The 21,739-nt window shown below is 36.7% G+C and carries 21 protein-coding genes and 1 pseudogene; 14 read left to right on the plus strand and 8 right to left on the minus strand.

Annotated features, from left to right (window positions below; all coding sequences use genetic code 11):
* Positions 1-188, plus strand: a 188-nt coding sequence (locus tag J7E63_RS25250; RefSeq protein ID WP_215009856.1) for a transposase, incomplete at its 5' end; no start/stop codon positions are given.
* Positions 189-573: 385 nt separating this feature from the next.
* Here the strand turns inward: J7E63_RS25250 and J7E63_RS25255 are convergent.
* Both J7E63_RS25255 and J7E63_RS25260 read right to left on the minus strand, forming a co-directional pair.
* Positions 574-1,800, minus strand: coding sequence for a glucose-1-phosphate adenylyltransferase (locus J7E63_RS25255; RefSeq protein ID WP_215017600.1), 1,227 nt, complete (start codon positions 1,798-1,800; stop codon positions 574-576).
* A gap of 353 nt (positions 1,801-2,153) precedes the next feature.
* Positions 2,154-2,540: a hypothetical protein gene (locus tag J7E63_RS25260; RefSeq protein ID WP_215017602.1), complete on the minus strand. Its 387-nt coding sequence runs from the start codon at positions 2,538-2,540 to the stop codon at positions 2,154-2,156.
* 287 nt (positions 2,541-2,827) lie between these two features.
* Here J7E63_RS25260 and J7E63_RS25265 point away from each other — a divergent pair, with 287 nt between their 5' ends.
* The 3 genes from J7E63_RS25265 to J7E63_RS25275 all read left to right on the plus strand — a co-directional run bounded on the left by J7E63_RS25265 (position 2,828) and on the right by J7E63_RS25275 (position 5,676).
* On the plus strand, positions 2,828-4,075 hold the full coding sequence (locus J7E63_RS25265) for a right-handed parallel beta-helix repeat-containing protein (RefSeq protein ID WP_215017604.1): 1,248 nt from the start codon (positions 2,828-2,830) through the stop codon (positions 4,073-4,075).
* A 126-nt stretch (positions 4,076-4,201) separates the two neighbouring features.
* Positions 4,202-5,152, plus strand: a complete 951-nt coding sequence (locus tag J7E63_RS25270; RefSeq protein WP_251033759.1) for an NAD-dependent epimerase/dehydratase family protein — start codon at positions 4,202-4,204, stop codon at positions 5,150-5,152.
* A gap of 179 nt (positions 5,153-5,331) precedes the next feature.
* Positions 5,332-5,676, plus strand: a complete 345-nt coding sequence (locus J7E63_RS25275) for a DUF4183 domain-containing protein (RefSeq protein WP_251033760.1) — start codon at positions 5,332-5,334, stop codon at positions 5,674-5,676.
* 173 nt (positions 5,677-5,849) lie between these two features.
* On the opposite strand, the pseudogene J7E63_RS25280 reads toward J7E63_RS25275, so the two are convergent.
* Positions 5,850-6,173, minus strand: a pseudogene (locus J7E63_RS25280) (glycosyltransferase); the annotation flags it as partial.
* 41 nt (positions 6,174-6,214) lie between these two features.
* Here J7E63_RS25280 and J7E63_RS25285 point away from each other — a divergent pair.
* The gene (locus J7E63_RS25285) at positions 6,215-7,018 is read left to right on the plus strand and encodes a dTDP-4-dehydrorhamnose reductase family protein (protein ID WP_215017608.1); all 804 of its coding nucleotides are present in this window, start codon (positions 6,215-6,217) and stop codon (positions 7,016-7,018) included.
* Positions 7,019-7,163: 145 nt separating this feature from the next.
* Here the strand turns inward: J7E63_RS25285 and J7E63_RS25290 are convergent, their stop codons facing one another.
* Positions 7,164-7,877 carry a glycosyltransferase family 4 protein gene (locus J7E63_RS25290; protein ID WP_308162016.1) on the minus strand — a complete coding sequence of 238 codons (714 nt, stop codon included), beginning with the start codon at positions 7,875-7,877 and terminating at the stop codon, positions 7,164-7,166.
* A 193-nt stretch (positions 7,878-8,070) separates the two neighbouring features.
* Between J7E63_RS25290 and J7E63_RS25295 the strand changes: the two genes are divergently transcribed.
* Together J7E63_RS25295 and J7E63_RS25300 are read left to right on the plus strand one after the other, a co-directional pair.
* Complete coding sequence (locus tag J7E63_RS25295) at positions 8,071-8,229, plus strand: hypothetical protein (RefSeq protein WP_214997851.1); 159 nt, start codon at positions 8,071-8,073, stop codon at positions 8,227-8,229.
* On the plus strand, positions 8,226-9,461 hold the full coding sequence (locus J7E63_RS25300) for a glycosyltransferase family 4 protein (RefSeq protein WP_215017610.1): 1,236 nt from the start codon (positions 8,226-8,228) through the stop codon (positions 9,459-9,461). Before J7E63_RS25295 ends, J7E63_RS25300 begins: the two co-directional genes overlap by 4 nt.
* A gap of 212 nt (positions 9,462-9,673) precedes the next feature.
* Here the strand turns inward: J7E63_RS25300 and J7E63_RS25305 are convergent, their stop codons facing one another.
* Complete coding sequence (locus J7E63_RS25305) at positions 9,674-10,054, minus strand: DUF4183 domain-containing protein (RefSeq protein WP_215017612.1); 381 nt, start codon at positions 10,052-10,054, stop codon at positions 9,674-9,676.
* A 278-nt stretch (positions 10,055-10,332) separates the two neighbouring features.
* Here J7E63_RS25305 and J7E63_RS25310 point away from each other — a divergent pair, with 278 nt between their 5' ends.
* The 5 genes from J7E63_RS25310 (at position 10,333) to J7E63_RS25330 (ending at position 15,255) form a co-directional block, all read left to right on the plus strand.
* The gene (locus tag J7E63_RS25310) at positions 10,333-11,586 is read left to right on the plus strand and encodes a glycosyltransferase family 4 protein (protein WP_215017614.1); all 1,254 of its coding nucleotides are present in this window, start codon (positions 10,333-10,335) and stop codon (positions 11,584-11,586) included.
* Positions 11,561-12,526, plus strand: coding sequence for a hypothetical protein (locus J7E63_RS25315; RefSeq protein ID WP_215017616.1), 966 nt, complete (start codon positions 11,561-11,563; stop codon positions 12,524-12,526). The genes J7E63_RS25310 and J7E63_RS25315 overlap by 26 nt, the downstream gene beginning before the upstream one ends.
* A 158-nt stretch (positions 12,527-12,684) precedes the next feature.
* Positions 12,685-13,326: a DUF1796 family putative cysteine peptidase gene (locus J7E63_RS25320; RefSeq protein WP_215017618.1), complete on the plus strand. Its 642-nt coding sequence runs from the start codon at positions 12,685-12,687 to the stop codon at positions 13,324-13,326.
* 19 nt (positions 13,327-13,345) lie between these two features.
* Complete coding sequence (locus tag J7E63_RS25325; protein ID WP_215017620.1) at positions 13,346-14,329, plus strand: polysaccharide biosynthesis protein; 984 nt, start codon at positions 13,346-13,348, stop codon at positions 14,327-14,329.
* Between the two features lie 20 nt (positions 14,330-14,349).
* On the plus strand, positions 14,350-15,255 hold the full coding sequence (locus tag J7E63_RS25330) for an NAD-dependent epimerase/dehydratase family protein (protein ID WP_251033761.1): 906 nt from the start codon (positions 14,350-14,352) through the stop codon (positions 15,253-15,255).
* A 169-nt stretch (positions 15,256-15,424) separates the two neighbouring features.
* On the opposite strand, the gene J7E63_RS25335 is transcribed toward J7E63_RS25330, so the two are convergent.
* Complete coding sequence (locus J7E63_RS25335; RefSeq protein WP_215017621.1) at positions 15,425-16,870, minus strand: DEAD/DEAH box helicase; 1,446 nt, start codon at positions 16,868-16,870, stop codon at positions 15,425-15,427.
* Positions 16,871-17,245: 375 nt separating this feature from the next.
* Here J7E63_RS25335 and desA point away from each other — a divergent pair, with 375 nt between their 5' ends.
* A complete protein-coding gene (gene desA, locus J7E63_RS25340) occupies positions 17,246-18,277 on the plus strand; it encodes a Delta(5) desaturase DesA (protein WP_215017622.1) in 1,032 nt (343 codons plus the stop codon).
* 82 nt (positions 18,278-18,359) lie between these two features.
* Positions 18,360-18,875: a response regulator gene (locus J7E63_RS25345; RefSeq protein WP_215017623.1), complete on the plus strand. Its 516-nt coding sequence runs from the start codon at positions 18,360-18,362 to the stop codon at positions 18,873-18,875.
* Between the two features lie 61 nt (positions 18,876-18,936).
* On the opposite strand, the gene J7E63_RS25350 is transcribed toward J7E63_RS25345, so the two are convergent.
* Together J7E63_RS25350 and dapA are read right to left on the minus strand one after the other, a co-directional pair.
* Positions 18,937-20,544, minus strand: coding sequence for a ribonuclease J (locus J7E63_RS25350; RefSeq protein WP_374193800.1), 1,608 nt, complete (start codon positions 20,542-20,544; stop codon positions 18,937-18,939).
* 218 nt (positions 20,545-20,762) lie between these two features.
* Positions 20,763-21,650 carry a 4-hydroxy-tetrahydrodipicolinate synthase gene (gene dapA / locus J7E63_RS25355; protein ID WP_215017664.1) on the minus strand — a complete coding sequence of 296 codons (888 nt, stop codon included), beginning with the start codon at positions 21,648-21,650 and terminating at the stop codon, positions 20,763-20,765.
* Between the last annotated feature and the right edge of the window lie 89 nt (positions 21,651-21,739).

Below are 21,739 nucleotides of genomic sequence, written 5' to 3' on the forward strand. Positions count from 1 at the left end.
TTAGAAAGGAAAAAATTGAGCGAAGCTTCGCAGACTCAAAAGAGCTGCACGGGCTTCGCTATTGCCGGTTACGGGGATTGAAGAAAGCAAGCGAACAGGCTCTCCTTACGGCAGCCTGCCAAAATATGAAAAAGATTGCAACACAATTAGCAAGGCTAGAAAAAGTGTGTTGCAATTCTTTAGGTTGATTACCTCCCTGTTGATTTCCGCGGAAGGCACGCAGACTCCTGCGGGAGTACGGGGCAGGGGAGACCCCGCAGGAGCATAGCGACGAGGAGGCTCCCCGGCACGCCCGCGGAAAGCGAAGTGCCTAGAGCGGAAATCAACAGGCCCATTAGCAGGTACAATGAATAATTAAATGCTGAGAATAAAAAATTGCCGAGAAAAATACTCTTTCTCGACAATCTGACAGCCATTTGGCTGCTTTAAATATTTCTGGCATTTAACTTATGTATGTTTGAGGCGTCTAAACCAACAAATCTTTTGGCAATCCTTCATAATAATCAGCTCCTATTCGTGTGTAGCTCTACACTTGGTTTTGATATGGATAGTAACATTATGACCAAGTGCAATCTACGTTAAGCGAGGGGAGTCGTTTCGTTCATTATGACTCAAGGGTGCTTTACTTAAATTAAGGAGTAAAGCCCTTTTTATTTTATTAACTTGAATGGTTTGATTATCCCCAATTAAGGTAATTTCACTAAACGGCTGTTCTTCACCCACTTTAACATTGGCTTCAATTATAGTTCCACTACCAACAACTGCTTGGTTAATCACCGCATTTTCACCAATAATAGTATTGGGCAAAATAACAGAATTTTTAATAACAGCTCCTTTACCCACGGTTACTCCACAAAAAAGAACCGAATTTTCTACACTTCCAAACACCTTACAGCCTTCACTTACTAAAGATTTGTGTGTGCTAGCCTTTCCGTCCAAATACAATGGCGGCTGAGAAGTTTCATGAGTATAAATAGTCCAGTTTTCATTTTGTAAAATTGGATTGCTTTTAAATGAAAGTAAATCCATATTCGCTTCCCAAAGGCTACGAATGGTTCCGACATCCTTCCAATAACCTTTGAAGCGATAAGCATATAGTTTGCAATTATCATTTATCAACGAAGGTATAATATCCTTCCCAAAATCCTTAGTTGAAAATGGTTTTTTTTCTTCTTGTTCTAAATATTTTTTTAACAGTTTCCAATTAAAAATGTAAATGCCCATAGAGGCAAGGTTTGATTTAGGCAGTTCTGGCTTTTCTTCAAAATTTAATATTTTCTTAGAGTCGGGATCGATATTCATAATTCCAAATCGATTGGCTTCCCTCCACGGTACGTTTATGACTGAAATGGTGGCATCCGCCGACGTTTCTATATGCTGCTTTAGCATTTTACTGTAATCCATCTTATAAATGTGATCACCTGAAATAATTAGAACATACGCTGGATTGTAACTTTCAATAAATCGAAGGTTTTGATAAATAGCATGGGCGGTGCCTTCATACCATCTTTCACCCAACTCACATTGAAAGGATGGAAGAATAGTAACCCCTCCATTTTTTCGGTTTAGATTCCAGTGCTTACCATCGCCAATGTAATTTTGAAGAGTGTGAGGTTGATACTGTGTCAAAATACCAACAGTATCAATGCCAGAATTACTACAATTGCTTAATGGAAAGTCAATAATTCGATATTTTCCACCAAATGGAACTGCTGGCTTAGCTATATAATTGGTCAATTCTTTTAATCGAGTACCTCTACCCCCAGCTAATAGCATTGCTATACATTGTTTTTTAGTCATAGTTGCCTCCATATTGTCAGTTGGTTATTCATATTGAAAGTGTTTTTGGCAATTATGTCGTTTATGGCAGTATATTTTTTGTGTAAAAAAGGCCTTTATTTTAAGTTATGCATAAAATCTCGTAATAAAGGCTTTTATAGAATGTATGCACTTTAGAGATAATAAAATTTTCATGGTTATAGAAATATACTGATGGTGATTGGTCTACTAACACTTAAACCTTTGAAGAGGGCTATTTCTTTTTTTTGATATAAATTCATACTTTAATTAATTATATATTTTATTTTTATTCTCATCGTATCAATCTTTCAATGTAATAATATTTACTGTGTTTTCTACCTCTTATTATCTTTTCATTCCTTTATTAATTCAGTCCATGGTAGTGGTATGGAATGGTGAATATTGTAATCTAAGAAAATTTCCACTTCATCATCTTGAAAGGGAATCGCTTTATATATATTAATTAATTTACTTTTTAATTCCTCTGCTAATTGTATAAATATGTCTATTGAGTCGTAATCCGCTACTGGTTTCAATAAAGGGATAGTAATTCCCCATTGATTATTTAATTCTTCAATTCTAAAAGACTTAAAGTGAAACCAGTGAATTTGATCTGCACATTTTTCAATATAATCAGGTTCACCAAGATATTGTATGAAGTAATCGTATATTTCTAGAACAGGTTTTTTATAAAGATTTTTAAAATCAATCCTTAAAAAAGCTGTTGTCTGCTTAGTCATCTTTTACACACCTTTCAATAAAGAGTAAGAATAATCCAACTTTCCACAAAATAATATATGATAAGAACTTCAAAAAGTTAGCTTTAGTTTCCATAATTGATTATTTTATTTCTTGGTTTCATTTTAAAAATTGCACCTATTCCAAAGCCCATTATTGATAAAAAGGGCTTTTTTATTATCACGGTCTTGTCCTCTTTTCCATATTAATATTCTAGAAAGAATTTTTCTCTTTCTAATAGGTTTTGTATTGTTACAAAACTAAATTATATAATAGGAGGAACTATTAGATGGCAGAAAAAACATTTATTAATAATAGTCCAGCGACCCTACAGATCACACTCTTTATTCGACAGGGAGCTAATCCAGTGAATCAGGATGGGACAAGCTCATTTACTCTTAATCCTGGACAAACTCTAACAATTACCTATGGGGATGCTCCAAACATCTTCTTAAATGGTATATTAATGTTTACTATTTTCGCAGGTGATCTCTATAGTAAAATTCAGTTTGTCACCGTAAGCGGAAGTGAACTAGATGATTTGCTCAATACTAACGATACTGTAACAATCACCAAAGAACTAACAGACTACGTCATTTCTGGAAGCAATCCTGCTTTAGATGCTGTAAATGATGCTCAAACTGTAACAGAAATGCGCGTAGCTATTGAAAATCCACAACTTGGATTAGATCTCACAGCATACAATAGTCTCACAGAGGCTCAAAAAGATCAGGTTGCTGGTAATTTGTTAACGAATCGACCTGTTGGCGGATATCCGACAGTAGTAAGTGTACAAGCAGCACTTGATAATGCGATTAACGAAATCGTCGATCCTAATAATATTTTTGTCAGTGCCGGTGCAGTAGGAGGAAATGGAAGTGCAGCCCAACCGTTTGGTACGATTACACAGGGAATTGCCGCGGTTAATCCTGGGGGAACTGTTCATATTTTAAGTGGGACATACCTTATAACCACTCAAATTGTCGTCAATAAGGCTGGTATTACGCTTAAAGGAGAGGCGGGAACACAGCTTCTTTTACAGGCAAACCTGATTCCATTATTGATTACAGCCCCTAATGTAACTGTTGATGGACTAACAATCACAAGCGATATACCTTATGCAAGAGAATTCATTCAAATAGGGGCCAATAACGTTACACTAAGAAATAATACAATATTTGGTCCGCCTCAAGCGTTGCCGATGTCAAATTGGGTGGTCAATCGCGCTGTTGTTTCTCAAGGAGGCCTAACAGGTTTATTGATTGAAAATAATACTTTTCATTCCTTGCGAACAGGAATGTATATTAATCCTAATGGTATGGGTGCAATTAATAATAATGTTGTCTATAACACTAAAGGTGGTTTTTTAGTGGACCGGGCATTTACCACATTTAACGGAAATTCATGGGGGATTCCTGCTAATGAGTTCGATATTGTATTATTAGCTGGAACCACAACTGGGCCACCATACGATAACTTAGCTGCTTTGAGTGCTGCAAACAATGGAGCAACTATTTCAGATCAAAGAGGATTATAACTAAGAGGGATTACAAGAAGCAGGGCCCATTTATGGGATTCCTGCTTTTTTGACGTATTTAAAGACATAAAAAAAATACAGAAACCGTGGAACCATGTACGATCTTTTTTCATACCATTAGGAGGAATGAAAAAGCAAAGTATGAAAGAAGGAGAAGAAATGAATGTAATCGTCACTGGGGGCGCAGGATTTATTGGTTCGAATCTAGTTGATAGGCTAATTAATGAAGGTTTTGATACGTATGTTATCGATAATTTATCGACCGGAAAGCGACAATTCCATAATCCAAGGGCTAAGTTTTATCAATCCGACATCTTAGACATACAGAAAATGAAAGAAATTTTTGAAGAAGTGAAACCAAAGGCTGTGTTTCACTTAGCTGCTCAAATAGACGTACAAACATCCATACACAATCCGAACCTTGATTCACAAATAAATATTTTAGGCACTATTAACATTATTGAATTATGCAAAAATTATAATAGTAAACTCATTTATTCATCCTCTGCAGCCGTTTACGGTACACCACTAAATTTACCGGTTAGTGAACAACATCCGATTCATCCTCTATCCAATTATGGTATATCCAAGTATACACCAGAACTTTATATCCGTTGTTATGCACACCTTTATAACGTAAAATATACAATTTTAAGATATGCAAATGTCTATGGTCCCCGGCAAATGCCAAAGGGCGAAGGTGGTGTTATCTCCATTTTCATTAATAAAATGATGAATAATGAAATCCCTGTTGTATTTGGAGATGGGGAACATACAAGAGACTTTATTTATGTGGAGGATGTCGTTGCAGCGAATCTAGCCGCACTAAAAACAGAAAAAAGTGGAACATATAACATTGGCACAAACAAACGAATATCCATCAATGAACTTATTGAAAAATTAAATACTATCTTAAATAAAAATGTTGTCCCCGAATATAAAGTGGAACGATTAGGAGACATCAATCACAGTTGCCTTGATAATCAATTAGCAAAAATGGAACTGAATTGGCAGCCAAAAATTTCAATTATCGATGGTTTAACAAAAACATGCCAATTTAATAAAAAAATTCAATAGCTTGTATTTTTTAATAAAAACTAAGGCTGACTCGAAAGGTGGTCTTTAAACCACCTTTTTAGAGTCAGCCTTTAAATCTGATACATATACCCATTTTTTACACACTTATTCCTTTTGTTACAAATATAATGGATTAAATATTTATCAATTGTTTTTTCTTGTGAATGGAGGAAAATGACTTGAGAAAACGTAAATCTACAATACAATATCCCCCTCCTTTTCTAAACTTTCCAGTGATAGAAAGACAAGAATATTATGTTAGTCGTAAACAGGTAGATACTATTGAATTTTATGCCCTATCGGATGGCTTCAAAAGGGTTTACACAGAAAAAGATGCCTTAATGGGTTACGGAAAACAAAAGATCTTAGATCCAAGAAACATATCATTTATCAATCTGTTTATAAATGGAATTTTACAACCCAAAACATGTTACCTAATTGAAGAAGGAAAAATTACTTTCCTTACGGATGACATTCCAGCAAAAGGAGCGCCTATTATTTTACAAATGTTTAAATTTTATTGAAAACACCCAAAACTAAGAATGGGACACACTATTTTGGTGAGTTCGTACAATCCAAAAGTGATGAAAGAAATAAAAGAATTAAATTTTTGTGTAGTAATTATAATAAGCAGAATCCCTAATTGGATCCTGCTTTTGTGTCATTCCTCGCGTTCCTCCGCATATAAATTACTTAACTATTTTCTCCTTTTAGAGATTGCACTTTGATATACATTCAAAACTTTCTCAACGGCCTCTTCCGGAATCCAATGTTTCATTCCCCATTTCTGGGCATTGGATCCTAAAATTTTTCTGTACTTTTCGTTACTGAGTAATAGATTCAAATTTTTACATAAGATCTCTGAATCTCCAGCAGGAGTTATTATAACTGTTACCCCATGCTCCACCATTTCAGGCAACCCACCTGTATCACTAACTATTATAGCTCTTTCGGCAATTTGTGCTTCTATGACAGCCAGAGGCTGGTTTTCGATTAGACTGGGAAGAACAAAAATATCAGAAAGACTTAATAAAAAAGGTACTCATACTTGGTGGAAAAGGTATGGCCGGACATATGATGACTGAATATTTTATGGACAAAACACAATATGAGGTACACTATACTTCAAGGGATGTTAATGATAAAAAAAGTATATATTTGGATGTTACTGATTTAAAAAGGGTTGAAGAAACTATTGAAATGTTAAAACCTGATATCATCATCAACTGTGTTGGTATTTTGAATGATCATGCAGCCAATAACCCTCTTCTAGCCTTCCAGGTAAATAGCTTACTTCCTCATCAATTAGCAAAATATATTGAGCGCCACCATGGGAAATTAATTCATATTAGTACAGACTGTGTGTTTTCGGGATTAAGAGGAGAATATACAGAGGATGATTTTCCGGATGGTACTTCGGTCTACGCCCAATCTAAACAATTGGGTGAAGTTATCAGTGATAAGCACTTGACAATCCGCACTTCCATAATTGGTCCAGAAAAAAAAGAGGATGGAATTGGATTGTTTTTATGGTTCATGAAACAAACAGGAAAAATAAAAGGGTATAAAAACGTCTTATGGAATGGAGTAACAACTCTTGAACTAGCTAAGGCAACAGAAGAAATGATCAAACATCAAATTACAGGTTTATATCATTTGGGTTCAACACAAAGGATTTCAAAGTACTCGTTACTTAAATTAATTCAGGAAGTTTTTAGGAAAAATGATGTTGATATCATCCCTGATCATGCAACCGTACTTGATCGGACGATTAAAAACACTAGAACTGATTTTAAATATGTAAATCCAGATTATAAACAGATGTTAATAGCATTAAAGAATTGGATGGAAACCAAAAATAAATGATTTCCGGCCGACATAAAAAACCGGTTTAGCAGGGTGATTTACATCATCCATACTAAACCGGTTCAATTGTTTTTAAAGGATTAACTACATCATTTATTATTTCCTATACCCAGTCCTAAAAAAGGACTTGAGAAACTTATTTATTTCACTTTTTAAGGACGATCCCTAAACTGGTTAACATTTCGGCAAAATGCCTGCTATATAATTCTGGATTAAATTCTTGTTTTACATGTGTAAGTGCTGTCGCACGTATATATTCCCGCAAGTATTGATTTGTCATAAGTTCATTAGCCTCTCGAACTGCTTCTTCAATATTCCCAATGGTGTAATACTTGCCAGTTTGGTTATGAATAATGGAGCTTCTGACTCCATCAGAATCTGTGGTTAATATCGGACATCTGCAGCTCATTGCTTCGAGAATTGCGTACGGGGCACCTTCTACTTTAGAGGTCGAACAAAGAAAGCCGCCTGAATCGCCAATAATCGAAAAGTAGTCAGCCATTTTTTTATGGGGGATATTTGAATGGATTGTAAGATTGTTTCCAAGATTCAACCCTTGAATTAATTGGTGAAAATCCTTTCTTTCTTTTGCTGTTGATAACGAAGGATCTTCAAACATATATAATTTTAGATTTGAATAATTTTGGTTAATAAGTTGATGGCCGATGTGGAGAAATTCTCTCCAATTCTTATTATCCTCAATCCTCCCAGTCCAAGCAATGATGGGTTGATTGCTGACAGGATGGGATTGGTAGCTAAATTGACTTGTATCAAAACAGTTATTAAAGGCGAACTTTGGAAAGGATGGATAAAACTCATTAAATATTTCCACGATATGTGGGGTTTTTGGATTTAACACTCCATTACCCCTTTGGGAAGGTGAGTATGGAGTTCTTCCGACCAGAATTGCTTGCTATGATTTAAAAAATGAAAAATTACTATGGGAACAGCAACTTGAGGATTATGATATGAACGCTATTTACTCCATTCACAGCGCCAATGAATGACCAATAATAAAATATTCAAAGTTATTTAATGAAAGGGTGGCTTAAATGACAGAACAGCAGCAACCTGCGAATTTATCTGTAAAGGATTTTGATCTTTGGAAACATTTAAAGGATAGTTCGGCATTGGAGCTTACTATTCCTGATCCGCAACTAGCAGAAACAATCAAAAAGTTTTATCCCCCAAATGAGGGTTTAATAAAATGAAAGTCTTATTGATTTCTTACTATCCACTTCCTGCACTTGGCGGGATTTGGAGGTTTGTATCGCAATTAAAAAATCGGCTTGAACAATTAGGACATACCGTAGATGTACTCAGTCACAACCCTGAAGCTACCAAATATCGCATCATTGGACGTCAGCCAGAAGTTGAAATCTCCCAGCTTTCTCCTTATATTAAGGGAAAATTAACAGAGGCCTTCCCCACATTACACTCCAACTATTGGATTTACCATACTGAGTTATATCGTTACAGCCTGGAATTATCATCCTTGTATTACGGACTTCACCAATACGATATTATCCATGCACAGGATGTCATAGCGGCACTTGCCATGAGCAGGGTAAAACCAAAGCATATTCCTTTAGTTACCAGTGCACACGGCAACCTCTCAGGGGCAATATTCTACCATCTAAAAACGGGGAACCGCTATTTAACGGATGAGCAAATTAAAGACAGATTTGAGTATGAGTATCATAAAGCTTTAGAATATTCGGGTTACCATTGTAGTGATTATATCCATACTCAATCAAACTGGATGCGTGAAAAAATTATAAATGAATTTTCCGTTTCAGCTGACAAGCTGTTTACTTTTCCATACGGAATGGATATTGAAGGCTATTTAAAACGTTCAGAAGGTGAAACGTCCATTAGCCGTCCACCTAATAAAAAGGTAATCCTTTTTACAGGCCGTCTGGTTTACCTTAAAGGACTACAGCATCTTATAGAGTCGCTTGCTATTTTAAAACTCTACAGAAGTGATTGGGAGTGCTGGATTCTTGGTGAAGGATTGTTACAGAATGAGTTACAAGCACAATGTATTAATATGGGCCTTGAGGGCGATGTCAAGTTTTTAGGAGTATCGGATAATGTCCCGCATTTTCTTAGACAAGCAGATATTTTTGTTCTTCCCGGCCTGCAGGATACTCAGCCGCATTCTGTCATGGAAGCACAGCTTAGCGGTGTTCCGGTAATCGTCAGCGATGCATCAGGACTGCCTGAAATGGTAATAAACGGGGAAAATGGATTGGTGGCAGCGGCAGGAAACAGCCATCAACTATACTTGCACATTAATTATCTTCTCGACAATCCCGACATTAGGACACAGTTTGCAAACCGCGCGAAGGAATGGGCAAAAGATCGATGGTCAATGGATAAAATGGTGAAAAATTTCCTTGCTTTGTATACGCTCGCGATTTCATCAAATGACCATAAATAAACTATGATTGGAGGGCTATACATGAGCCAAATTGCTCCACATGGGGGAACATTGGTCAGAAGACACCGTAGGGAAATAATTTAATAGTCTAATATTTTTGAATAAAATAAGGCTAACTCAAAAGGTGTTTATAACACTTTTTTTAGTAGCCTTTATTTCCTATTCATTTATTTATTTATTTATTTATTTATTTAATGTCATCTTGTGAAAAGTTATGTCTCAAAAGTGGTCTTAAGGGAGGGGTTAAAGTTTACAACTTCTAAAATGATAGGAGTTCCTGCAGCAATCTCCGAACCATCTGGAATTGAAATGAGAAGGTTCCCAATACCTTCTTCACCAGCAGTATAAGCGAAATTATCGTCCATTTGCAAAACACCATTGATATAAACATTAAAATAGCTATTATTTAGATTTAAGGACGGTAATGAATCAACATTATGACCAGAGTCATCTAAAAAACCAGCAGCATCAATTCTCAAGGTGGTTATTTGTGACAAAGGCTCAAGCACTTCATAAAAAAAACGTGTAACAGTGGGGGATAAAGCAATTTTAGTATCAGATGTAACGGCAAGCTTAATAATTTTTAGGCCCATTATATTTCCTCCTTATAATATTTCAATACAACATATGTAAAATATGTAAAATGAGATATAGATAGACGAGTTGATTTTTATTAAGTTAATACATATGCCCATTTTGCATTTATTCCCTTTGAAATAAATATAATGGATTATTAAAAAGGGACATCATATTTATGAGTCGTATAAATAAAAAATATATAATATAAAACTAAACTAAGTTAACGGCCTATACCATATTGACTATCTTCCCATATTGTTATGATATATCAATAGATATAGGAGAGATGTAAATGAAAATACTGCTTGCAACCTATTGGCCTATTCCACATGTAGGAGGAGTATGGAGTTATATGGTTCAACTTAGGAAAAAGCTTGAATCACTGGGACATGAAGTTGATATGCTTGGTTATGATGAGGATAATATTTCTGTTTACATTGTAAATGAAAACCGAAAAGTAGATAGCGATAAGATTCTCCCATTATTAAATGCAAAACTAAACGCACAAACCTACCCTGCAATTTATGCCAATGATTTAGTAAAATATACTGAATTTCACCGATACGTCTATGAGTTAAGCGCTGCCTATTTAGGGTTGGAAAAATATGATGTGATTCATACACATGACGTAATTTCAACTGCCTCCATAGATAGGGTTAGGCCTGAAAAATCCACTCTGGTTGCTACTCTTCATGGTTCTGTAGCTCATGAAATAAGGCATCAATTGAATACAATTCATAGCTCAAATACATCGTTTATGGCTAGAGCATATTATGATGAGCTAGAGCAGCTAGGAGCTACATCTGCAGAAGTCACCATTGTTGCAAATGAGTGGCTAAAAAATATATTAACAAATGAATTCCATGTTCCAAATGAACAAATTAAAGTACTGCATTATGGTTTTGATACTGAGAATTTTATTAAACGGTCGAAGAAAAAATCATCAATCATACGTCCGAAGGACAAAAAAGTAATTATTTATTCTGGCAGGTTGGTAGAACTAAAAGGGGTCGATCATTTAATATCTGCTTTAAGTGAATTAAAAAAAATACGTAATGACTGGGTATGCTGGATTGTTGGTAACGGCGATAAGCAAGCTGACTTAAAAGTACAAAGTAAAAACCTTGGTTTGGAAGATGACATTTTGTTTTTTGGAAAAAGAGATGATATTCCATCCTTGTTAGCGAAATCGGATATCTTTGTTCTGCCTAGTCTCCTAGAAAATCAGCCTTTGTCTGTAATAGAAGCCCAAATTGCTGGTAAAGCAATAATTGTTAATGATGTTGGTGGATTGCCAGAAATTGTTGAGGATGGAGTTACAGGGTTGATTACTCCTGCAGGAGATATTAAAATCCTTTGCAAAAAACTAAATTTGTTGCTTGAAGATGAAAAATATCGAAAAAGGCTTGGGGCAAACGCCAAAAAATGGGGAATGACTCATTGGTCTTTAGATAAAGGAGTTAAACATTTAATCGAAATTTATAATAGTGCGATTTCCAAACGTGGGAAGGACGAGAGTAATGGAGCATCTGAACCTAATAATTAATCAATATCTTCTCGTTTGTTTCTCCAATTGTAAGGTTTGGTTGGAAAACATCTGGTCAAAGACTCAAAAAGTCTGGTCAAGAACCCAAAAATCTGTGCGATTAAACCATCCTACCGATGAAAATTCCCAAGTGTTTTTAATAAATTCGGATGAATATAATTCTTTGTTTTCTATCCCCGTCTCAAGTCCAAATGTTTTTGTTTCCGGCATAGAATGGGAAAAAATTATCGATTCGGTTCCCCAAGAATTAGTTTTCCCTAATCCAGACACATTGAATGCCTTAAAAAAATTAAGAGGCGATGTTTATCATTCCCTTTTTCACACAATGGTACCATCTCCTAAAGTATTTGTAGATCCTCAAATATGGGAATCTATTGTAAATACTACTCCTGATAACTATATACTGCCAAATCCTTTTATTGAGAGAACCTTTAAATCCATGGAAGCCGATTCCTATTATTCGATGTTCTCAACACCTATAAATTCACCTGAAATATTCGTGGATTCTGAGATTTGGAAAACAATTAAACATTCTGTGCCTGAAAATTATTTGCTTCCCAGCCCATTTGCGGAGATGACGTTCAAACCAATGAACAGTGCTTTTTATGATTTATTATTTTCCACAAATACTCCTACACCAAATATAATTGTGGATTCTAACGTTTGGAAACCAATTAATGGAGTCTTGACTGAAGACTTTAAGTTACCTAATCCAAAGACCCTGCAAATCTTTGAGCCGATGAAAGCAGACCAATATAATTCCTTTTTTGAATTAAAAGTGTTCAATCCAGAAGTGGTAGTTGATCATCAGGTCCTTCAGCAAATTAAAGATACGGTACCTGATGAATATCGACTTCCTAACCCATTAATTATGGAGATAACAAGTAGAAAATATATTAGGAAACATATTAATCAAAACAAGAAAAAAATTAATCCTTAAAAGGGTCCGTTATCACAATAAAGTGATAACGGTCTTATATTTTTTATATAAAATTTATTGAATACAGCGTATTAGCCCTATCATTTATTTTATTTTTGCATTTAATAACACAGGTAAATATTTAATATTTTATTAATGTAAGGAGCTGATTACTTTTTATGAGATTAGAAGATTTAAAAGGAGAGTACGATACGATATACAGTTTGGGGGATTTGTGCCTTGCAGCCCTTCAACTAAGACAAAACAATTTAAGACCTTTCGCGGGACCATTGGACTGGATGTCATCCCCTTCATTGTCTAGCGTTAGTAGTCTATTGAAAAATCGATTCATTGGTTATATGGACCTGCCAAATTTAATACCTTCAGGCTATGCTACTGGTGTAGACAGCTCCGAGCCCCACCTTGTTGTAACTGATATGGCCTATCAGATCGTTTCAAGTCATGATTTTATTGCAGACAAAAATACATTTACTAATTTAGCCACTTACCCTGAGGTAAGAGCCAAATTTGACCGAAGAATTCAGAGATTCTTAGATATACTTTCCAACGGAAAACGTATCCTGTTTATTAGAACAGAAGGAACCTTTGAAGAATTGCTGGAACTTGAGTCAGTGTTATCGAAATTGGTGAAAAATGAATTCCATATTCTTCTTGTAAACCATACGAATACCAAAGACCTAATTGAAAAAGACTGGCCTGTGAAAAATGTATGTGCCATAGAGCTTCCTAATGAAGAAAAATGGCATGGCAATGACCATTACTGGGAAGCCATTTTTAAAGGTATTAATATTAAAGCTTAATTAATAGGAGGATTTATAGATGTTTAAAGACGCAGTCATTTTAGTAACTGGGGGGACAGGTTCCTGGGGGAAGGAGCTTACACTCCAATTATTAACCTATAATCCAAAAGAAATAATCATTTTTTCCCGTAACGAAGATAGTCAAGTTAAGATGAGAAGAGAAATTGAAGACTCAAGGTTAAGTTTTCGGATAGGTGATATACGGGATAGGGATGCTTTATTCCAGGCTTGTAAAGGTGTCGATTATGTTTTCCACCTTGCGGCCTTGAAGCATGTTCCAGTTTGTGAAGAATTCCCTAAGGAAGCACTTAAAACAAACGTTACTGGCACTCAAAATGTGATTGATGCAGCTATATTTAATGAAGTAAAAAAGGTGATTAATGTATCAACTGACAAAGCGGCAGATCCAGCAAATTTCTATGGTTTTACAAAAGCAATAAGTGAAAAATTAATTATACATGCAAATCTATTTAGTTCAAAAACGAAGTTTGTTTGTGTAAGAGGTGGTAACGTTCTCGGAACAAACGGAAGTGTTCTCCATTTATTTATCGATCAAATAAAAATTAAAAATGAAATTACCATTACGGATAAACGGATGACACGATTCTTTTTAACTAAAGAAGATGCAATCAAGCTTTTATTAAAGGCCGCTACTGATGGTAAGGGCGGGGAGATCTTTGTCATAAATATGCCAGCATGCAGAATAATTGATTTAGCCGAAGTTTTAATTGAACATTTTGGAAAAGAAGTCAATATTATTGAAACTGGTTCAAGACCAGGAGAGAAACTGCATGAAGTACTTGTATCACACCATGAAATAGAGGATACAGTTGTTTATAACCAAGAATATTTGGTTGTTCTTCCTGAGGTAAACCTTTCAGAAGTAAGGGAACTGTACTCAAACTGTCAACCAATAAATATGTCATCTTATAGTTCGAATGATGATTTAATGACCCATGAGGAAATAAAAAAATTGTTGATTAAATCAAAATTTTTACAGTAATTTTATCATATGGAGGCAAAATGATGAATCAGAGGCCAAAGTTGCTAATTACTGGGGCAAGCGGTTTTACCGGAGAACATGCATGTAAACATTTTTCCGGATTAGGATATGACATAACAGCTGTTACTAGAAACCGACCTTTTGATGGATGTAAAGGGATAAAAACAGAATACTGTGAACTAACAAATAAGAATGATGTGAATCATTTAATAAAAAAAGTAAAACCTGATTTCTTATTACATTTAGCAGGACTCAACCATGTTGGTGATTCTTGGAATGACCCGATTACAACATTAGAAACCAACTTGTTATCATCACTATATATCATTGATGCTACCCGGCAACTAAATCCAACTTGTAAAATTGTCATTGTCGGTTCTGCTCTCCAAACTAGCCCCAATGAAATATCAAATCTCACACATCCCTATAGTCTTAGTAAGACACTTCAGGTACTAATTTCACAAGCTTGGGTAAAATTGTACAAAATGAACATCGTAATTGCAAAACCATCTAATATAATAGGACCAGGTAGTTCCAATGGTGTTAATTCCATTTTTGCCAATAAAATTGCTCAAATGGAAAAGAACATGTTAGACAAAGTGTTGGTAGTAAATAACTTAAATTCTAAGCGTGATTTCATAGATGTTCGCGATGTTATAAGCGCTTATGAAGTGCTCTTTAATAAAGGGATTGCAGGGGAAGTTTATGAAATATCCTCAGGAAAAAGCCATTCAATTAGGGATTTGATTCAAATATATAAAAACTTTACAGATATAGACTTTGAGGTTAGAGCGCTAACCGATGGTGTTGATGATCTGGTTGTTGAAGAAAAACCTTTAAAACTTATTCAATTAGGCTGGAATCCAATATTTTCTATTAATTCTTCCTTAATTGATACTCTTAATTATTTTCGACACAAAAGTTAAAAAAAGGAAAAACTAATCAAACGTTTGATTAAATCAGGTTGAAGTCGTGGTATTAAATAGAGTATTCATATTCTGTTTTATAAATCCCTGCATGAAATTTTTCATGCAGGGATTTATAAAACTCTAAAGGACAATTATGGTCCCATAATCGTCCTTAATAAAGCATTTATTATTTAATTGCCTTGCTAACCTTTAACTTCTTTCCTTTAATCGTTGCATTCTCCATCGCCTGTAAGACGAGTGAGCCTTTTCCATTAAGAATATCAACATAGGTCATTTGATCCTGAATAGTGATAATGCCAATATCATCGGCAGTAACTCCTGGAATTTTTGCGATTGTTCCAACAAAATCAACCGCGCGCATCTTCTTCTTTTTTCCACCGTTGAAATGGAGTTTCGTGATGCCTTGATTAATCCGGGCGGTTTTATTATTTCTTACGACCCGTCGTCCGCTGATTTTTTCCTCGAAAGCCTCTTTTGCTCTAGCCACTTCAGCCGGTTTTGGAGCCTCCATTTTAGGGATCTCAAAGCCAATATATCTTTCAATTGCTCGGACAAATTTTCCTTCATACGGTGTGGCGAACGTAATCGCTTTTCCTTCATTACCCGCACGGCCCGTTCTTCCTGTTCGGTGGACATAGCTTTCTTTTTCCATAGGGACGTCATAATTGATGACCAGGGTTACATTATCAATATCAATTCCTCGTGCGGCAACATCCGTTGCGATGAGATAGCGAAAATTCCCCATTTTGAAGCCATCCATAACCGCAAATCGATCTTGCTGTTCCAATCCACCATGGAGTCGTTCACAAGAATAATTGGAGCTTTCCAATTCCGAATATACGGTATCCACATGTTCTTTTGTTCGGCAAAAAATAAGACAGCTGTCTGGATTTTCAACGACCGTCACATCTTTTAGAAGCGATAGCTTGTCATCTTCTTTTCCTTCAATTAACAGATGCTCAATCGTATCTGTAGTGACTCCAGTAGAGGCAATCTCGACATTCACAGGATTGTTCATATATTTATGGCAGAGGTTTTCAACATCCTTTGGTAAGGTAGCCGAGAATACCATCGTGACTCTGTCTGAAGGAAGTTCTTTTATAATGGCTTCCACTTCGTCGATAAAACCCATATTCAGCATCTCATCCGCTTCATCAATAATAAGATACTTTATTTCGTCTAGGACGAGGGTTTCTCTGTCAATATGGTCCATAACACGTCCCGGTGTACCTACCACGACATGCGTTTTTTGCTGCAATTCTTCTTTTTGCTTCGAAAAAGGTTCTTTTCCATAAACGGCCATCGCTTTAATTCGCTTAAATCGGCCGATGTTCGTTACATCGTCGCGAACTTGAACAGCAAGCTCTCTAGTTGGGGTAAGAATTAAGGCCTGTGGCTTTCTTTCTTCCCATTCCATCATGTCACAAATAGGTATCGCAAAGGAGGCGGTCTTGCCGCTGCCAGTTTGCGACTTTACGACCAGGTCCTGATTATTCAAAGCTAATGGAATGACTTCCGTTTGAACGTCGGTAGGAGTGTCGTATTTTAGAATGGCAAGTGCTCTTGTGATTTCTTCACTTAAATTATAATCCGTAAAACTTTTTTCGCTCATGTATTAACCTCGTTTATTTGTATTATCCGGCTTATCTATAGGATTTCTCGCAAAGAAATATCGTATGCATAATCTGAATATGCTCCATTATACTTGATATATTGTAAAAAACGAACAGTGACTAGCACTGTTCGCTCTAATTTAAATGGGGAATCGAATTTTTCTGGCTAAAGAAAAGGAAAAATTTATTTTATCAAAAAAAGTGTCATGACCCAGAAGTGCTGCTACGTCTGGTGTCAGGCACTTTTTTGATGAAAAATTTATCGAAATGTGACATTTGTCATACCCTGTACATGACACCTGCTACTAACATGGACAAATTCCTTCGTTTATACTTTGGTTAATAACGAAACGAAGGAAGGGAATTCAAATAAAATGACTTTACAAAATACGAAAACTTTAAAAAAACAAGTTGCTCCCTTTGAACAATCTACGACAAAAGAAAGTGTATGGCAGATTATTAACACGGTCGTACCATTTATTGGCTTGTGGTACCTTGCCTTTTTAAGCCTATCCGTTTCCTATTGGTTAGCATTAGTTCCAATAGTGGTAGCGGCAGGATTTTTAACGAGAATTTTCATCATCTTTCATGATTGTACCCATCATTCCTTCTTTAAAAGTCGCCGGGCCAACCGAATCGTTGGAACTGCGATGGGTGTGTTAACGGTTTTCCCGTTTGATCAATGGGGACATGAGCATTCTGTCCATCATGCGACAAGTGGTAACTTGGATAAACGCGGAACCGGTGATATTTGGACACTTACAGTAGATGAATATTTAGCTGCACCACTTAGACTTCGTCTAGCCTACCGTTTTTACCGCAATCCATTGGTCATGCTTGGATTAGGACCGATTTATGTGTTCCTTCTTAAAAATCGATTTAACCGCAAAGGTGCAAAACAGAAGGAACGTAACAACACTTATTTAACGAATGTTCTAATCGTTGCTTTGATTGCCTTGCTTTGTTGGGCAATCGGATGGCAGGCATTTCTACTCGTACAAGGTTCAATTTTTATGATTTCCGGAGCTGCTGGTATTTGGTTGTTTTACGTACAGCACACTTTTGAAGATTCTTATTTTGAAGAGGACAAAGAGTGGGAATATGTAAAAGCCGCAGTAGAGGGTAGTTCTTTCTATAAGCTTCCAAAAGTATTGCAATGGCTCACTGGGAATATTGGTTTCCACCATGTTCATCATTTAAGCCCACGGGTGCCTAACTATAAATTGGAGGAAGCACATAATAATACGCCTCCGTTACAAAACGTACCAACCATTTCTCTTGCTACAAGCTTAAAGTCACTACGTTTCCGTTTGTGGGATGAGGAAAGAAAGAATTTTGTGAGCTTTAGAGAAGTCAAAGCTTTAGCTAAAAAGAGGTTTTCCGTACAAGTTAAACCTGAAATCTAACTAGATCAATAAAGGCTTGCTCCCCTTAATTTAAGGGGAGTTGTTACTTACATAACAGCTGACAGATAAGGAGGGAACTTATATGATTCGAATTGTTATTGCTGAGGATCAGGAAATGCTGCTAGGGGCAATTGGTTCTCTCCTCAATTTGGAAGAGGATATGGAAGTAGTCGGGCAGGCGAGCAATGGGGAAGAGGCCCTTGCACTAGTGCGCCAAATGCAGCCTGATATTTGTATCATGGATATAGAGATGCCCGAAATGAGCGGTCTTGAGGCAGCTGAGGCTTTAAGGTCATTTGGTTGTAAGGTTATAATCCTAACAACCTTTGCCAGGAGTGGGTATTATGGAAGGGCCTTACAAGCGGATGTAAGCGGGTATTTATTGAAGGATAGCCCGAGTGAGGAATTAGTAGGATCGATTCGCAGTATCATCAATGGACAGCGAATATACTGCTCCGAACTAATCGATGAACACTCAAACCAAAACGAACAGGACATCGAAATGTTCCAACCGCTAGTCGAGAGACAGACAAAAATTAGCACAGTCAGAAATTACCTGACAACCATCATAGATAGAATAAAATTACCAACCGGATAAAAAATGAGGTGTCAGGCACCATGTGAAATTTTCACATGGTGCCTGACACCATTTTTTTGTTTTATATTTCAATAATAATAGGGAGGATCATTGGCTTTCTCTTTGTTTGTGTGAATACATATTGTCCAACAGATTTTTTTATGTTTTGTTTGATTACATTCCATTGCCGGATATTCTCGCTTTGCAGGTCATTAATGGTTTTCTTAGCAAGGCGGTTAATCTCTTTTAGAAGTTCATCCGAATTTCTTGCGTACACGAAACCACGTGTAATGGTGTCAGGTCCGGATATAATCCTTCGGTCACCTTTACTAATGGTTATCACAATTACGAGCATGCCATCCTCAGAAAGCTGTTTACGGTCTCGTAACACAATGTCCCCGACATCGCCAACACCCATCCCGTCCACATACGTATCTCCTGCTGGAATTGACCGTGTTTGACGGGCCACATGGTTTTCAACATCGACAACATCACCATTTTTGATAATGAAGGTATTTCCCTTCTCAACTCCCACAGACTCGGCTAACAACCGGTGGTGGTGCAGCATTCGATATTCACCGTGAATCGGAATGAAATAGGTCGGCTTCATTAAGGTAAGCATGAGTTTTAAATCTTCCTGATAGCCATGACCGGACACATGCATACCCGTTGAACTTCCGGATCCATAGATAACTTTGGCGCCCAGTTGAAATAAATTGTCAATGATCCGAGAAACGTCCTTTTCATTTCCTGGTATTGGAGATGCGGCTAAGATAACCGTGTCTCCGGGATAAACGGAGACATCACGAAAGTTTCCGCTCGCTAGACGAGAAAGGGCAGCCATTGGCTCTCCTTGACTACCCGTACAAAGGATAACCACCTTTTCAGGAGAAAGTCGATCGACTTCACGTGGTTCGATGATCATCCCATCGGGAATAGTTAAATAACCACGTTCAATCGCGACAGAGACCACATTGACCATGCTCCGGCCAAGAAGAGCGATCTTTCGATTGGCCTTGATCGCCGCGGCAACCACCTGTTGAACACGATTCACATTCGATGCAAAAGTAGAGATAAAGATTTTCCCGTCAGCTTTCATAAAGGCTTCATCCAAATTGCCACCAATCATTTGCTCGGACGGTGTTAGCCCCTTACGCTCAGCATTGGTACTTTCAGATATTAAAACTAAGACACCTTGCTGACCGATATCGGCCATTTTATGAATATCTGAATGTTGATTATTCACAGGCGTTAAGTCAAACTTGAAATCCCCGGTATGCACTACATTACCCTCAGGTGTATGAAAGACAATACCGAGACAATCAGGAACACTATGACTTACTCTGAAAAAGGATACAGTGGTTTCTCCAAACTCAAGTTTTGAATTAGAGTCAATTGTCATGAGTTTGGTGTTTCCATGGAGACGATGCTCATCAATCTTTAATTCAATTAAACCAAGTGTAAAATGGGTAGCGTAGATAGGAATATTCAATTTTCTTAAGATATAAGGAATACCGCCAATATGATCTTCGTGCCCATGGGTCACAATTAGAGCGCGGATTTTCTCCTGATTTTCTTCTAAGTAAGTAATATCGGGGATAATTAAATCAATTCCTAATAAACTTTCGTCTGGAAACTTACCACCACAGTCAATGATAAAAATATCGTCTGCGTACTGAACCACATACATATTTTTACCGATTTCATTGATGCCGCCTAAGGCGAAAATAGATAATTTATTATCATTAGTTCGCAAGTTAATATCCTCCTTATTCCAAGTAAATAAGAATAGTATGCCCTTAGGGATTTACTTTATCGGAAAAGGGGAGGTAAAACTTTTGTCGATCACAAAAAAAACTGCCAAATACCCGGTTTTTTACGGAGTTTGGCAGCTATTTTTATCGGTATTTAGATTAATACCTTTACATTGCTCGCTGGGAGAACACCTTGTAGTGTTCTTTGCTCTTCGGTGGTTAACGGGAGCAATGGCAGGCGAAGACCCCCAACGTTCACTCCATTCATATTCAATGCGGCTTTTACCGGTGCTGGGTTTGGTGCCGCAAATAATGCTTTCATAATCGGGAGAAGACGGCGATGGGCACTAGCTGCATCTTGGACATTCCCATTTTTAAAATGATTAATCATTTCTTGTATTTCATTACCAATGACATGGGAAGCAACGGAAACCACTCCAGCTCCACCAATGGCTAAAACCGGCAGTGCTAAGCCATCATCACCACTATAAAGGGTAAAATCACTTGGTGCTTGGCTAATAATTTCAGCCATAGCATCTAAGTTACCGCTTGCTTCTTTTAAGGCGACAATATTCTGAATCTGTGAAAGTCGAACAATGGTCTCTACCGACAGGTTGACCACACTTCGGCCGGGGATATTATAAAGCATAATCGGTAAAGGTGTAGATTCAGCAATCGCTTTGAAGTGCTGATACATGCCTTCTTGGGATGGTTTGTTGTAATAAGGAGCAACAAGCATAATCCCATCGACTCCTGTTTGTTCAGCCAGCTTTGTTAAGCTGATAGAAGCTCTCGTGTTATTTGAGCCAGTTCCAGCGATAACTGGAACTCTTCCATTGACAGCGTCGACAACAAATTTAAATAAAGCGACTTTTTCTTCCGTTGTTAATGTAGGAGATTCTCCGGTTGTACCAGCAACTACGATTCCATCGGTACCATTTTCAATTAAATAATCAACAAGTGTTCTAGTCGCGTTAAAATCTACTTCACCATTTTGATCAAATGGTGTAACCATAGCGGTTAAAACTTGGCCAAAATTCATCATTTCTCACCCTTTAATTAAAATTTTTTTAAAATTTAGAGGTGGGTAAGGCCATTCATAATTTAACGCAAAAAAGCAACAACGAGGGT

This window comes from Bacillus sp. ISL-75 (assembly GCF_018613095.1).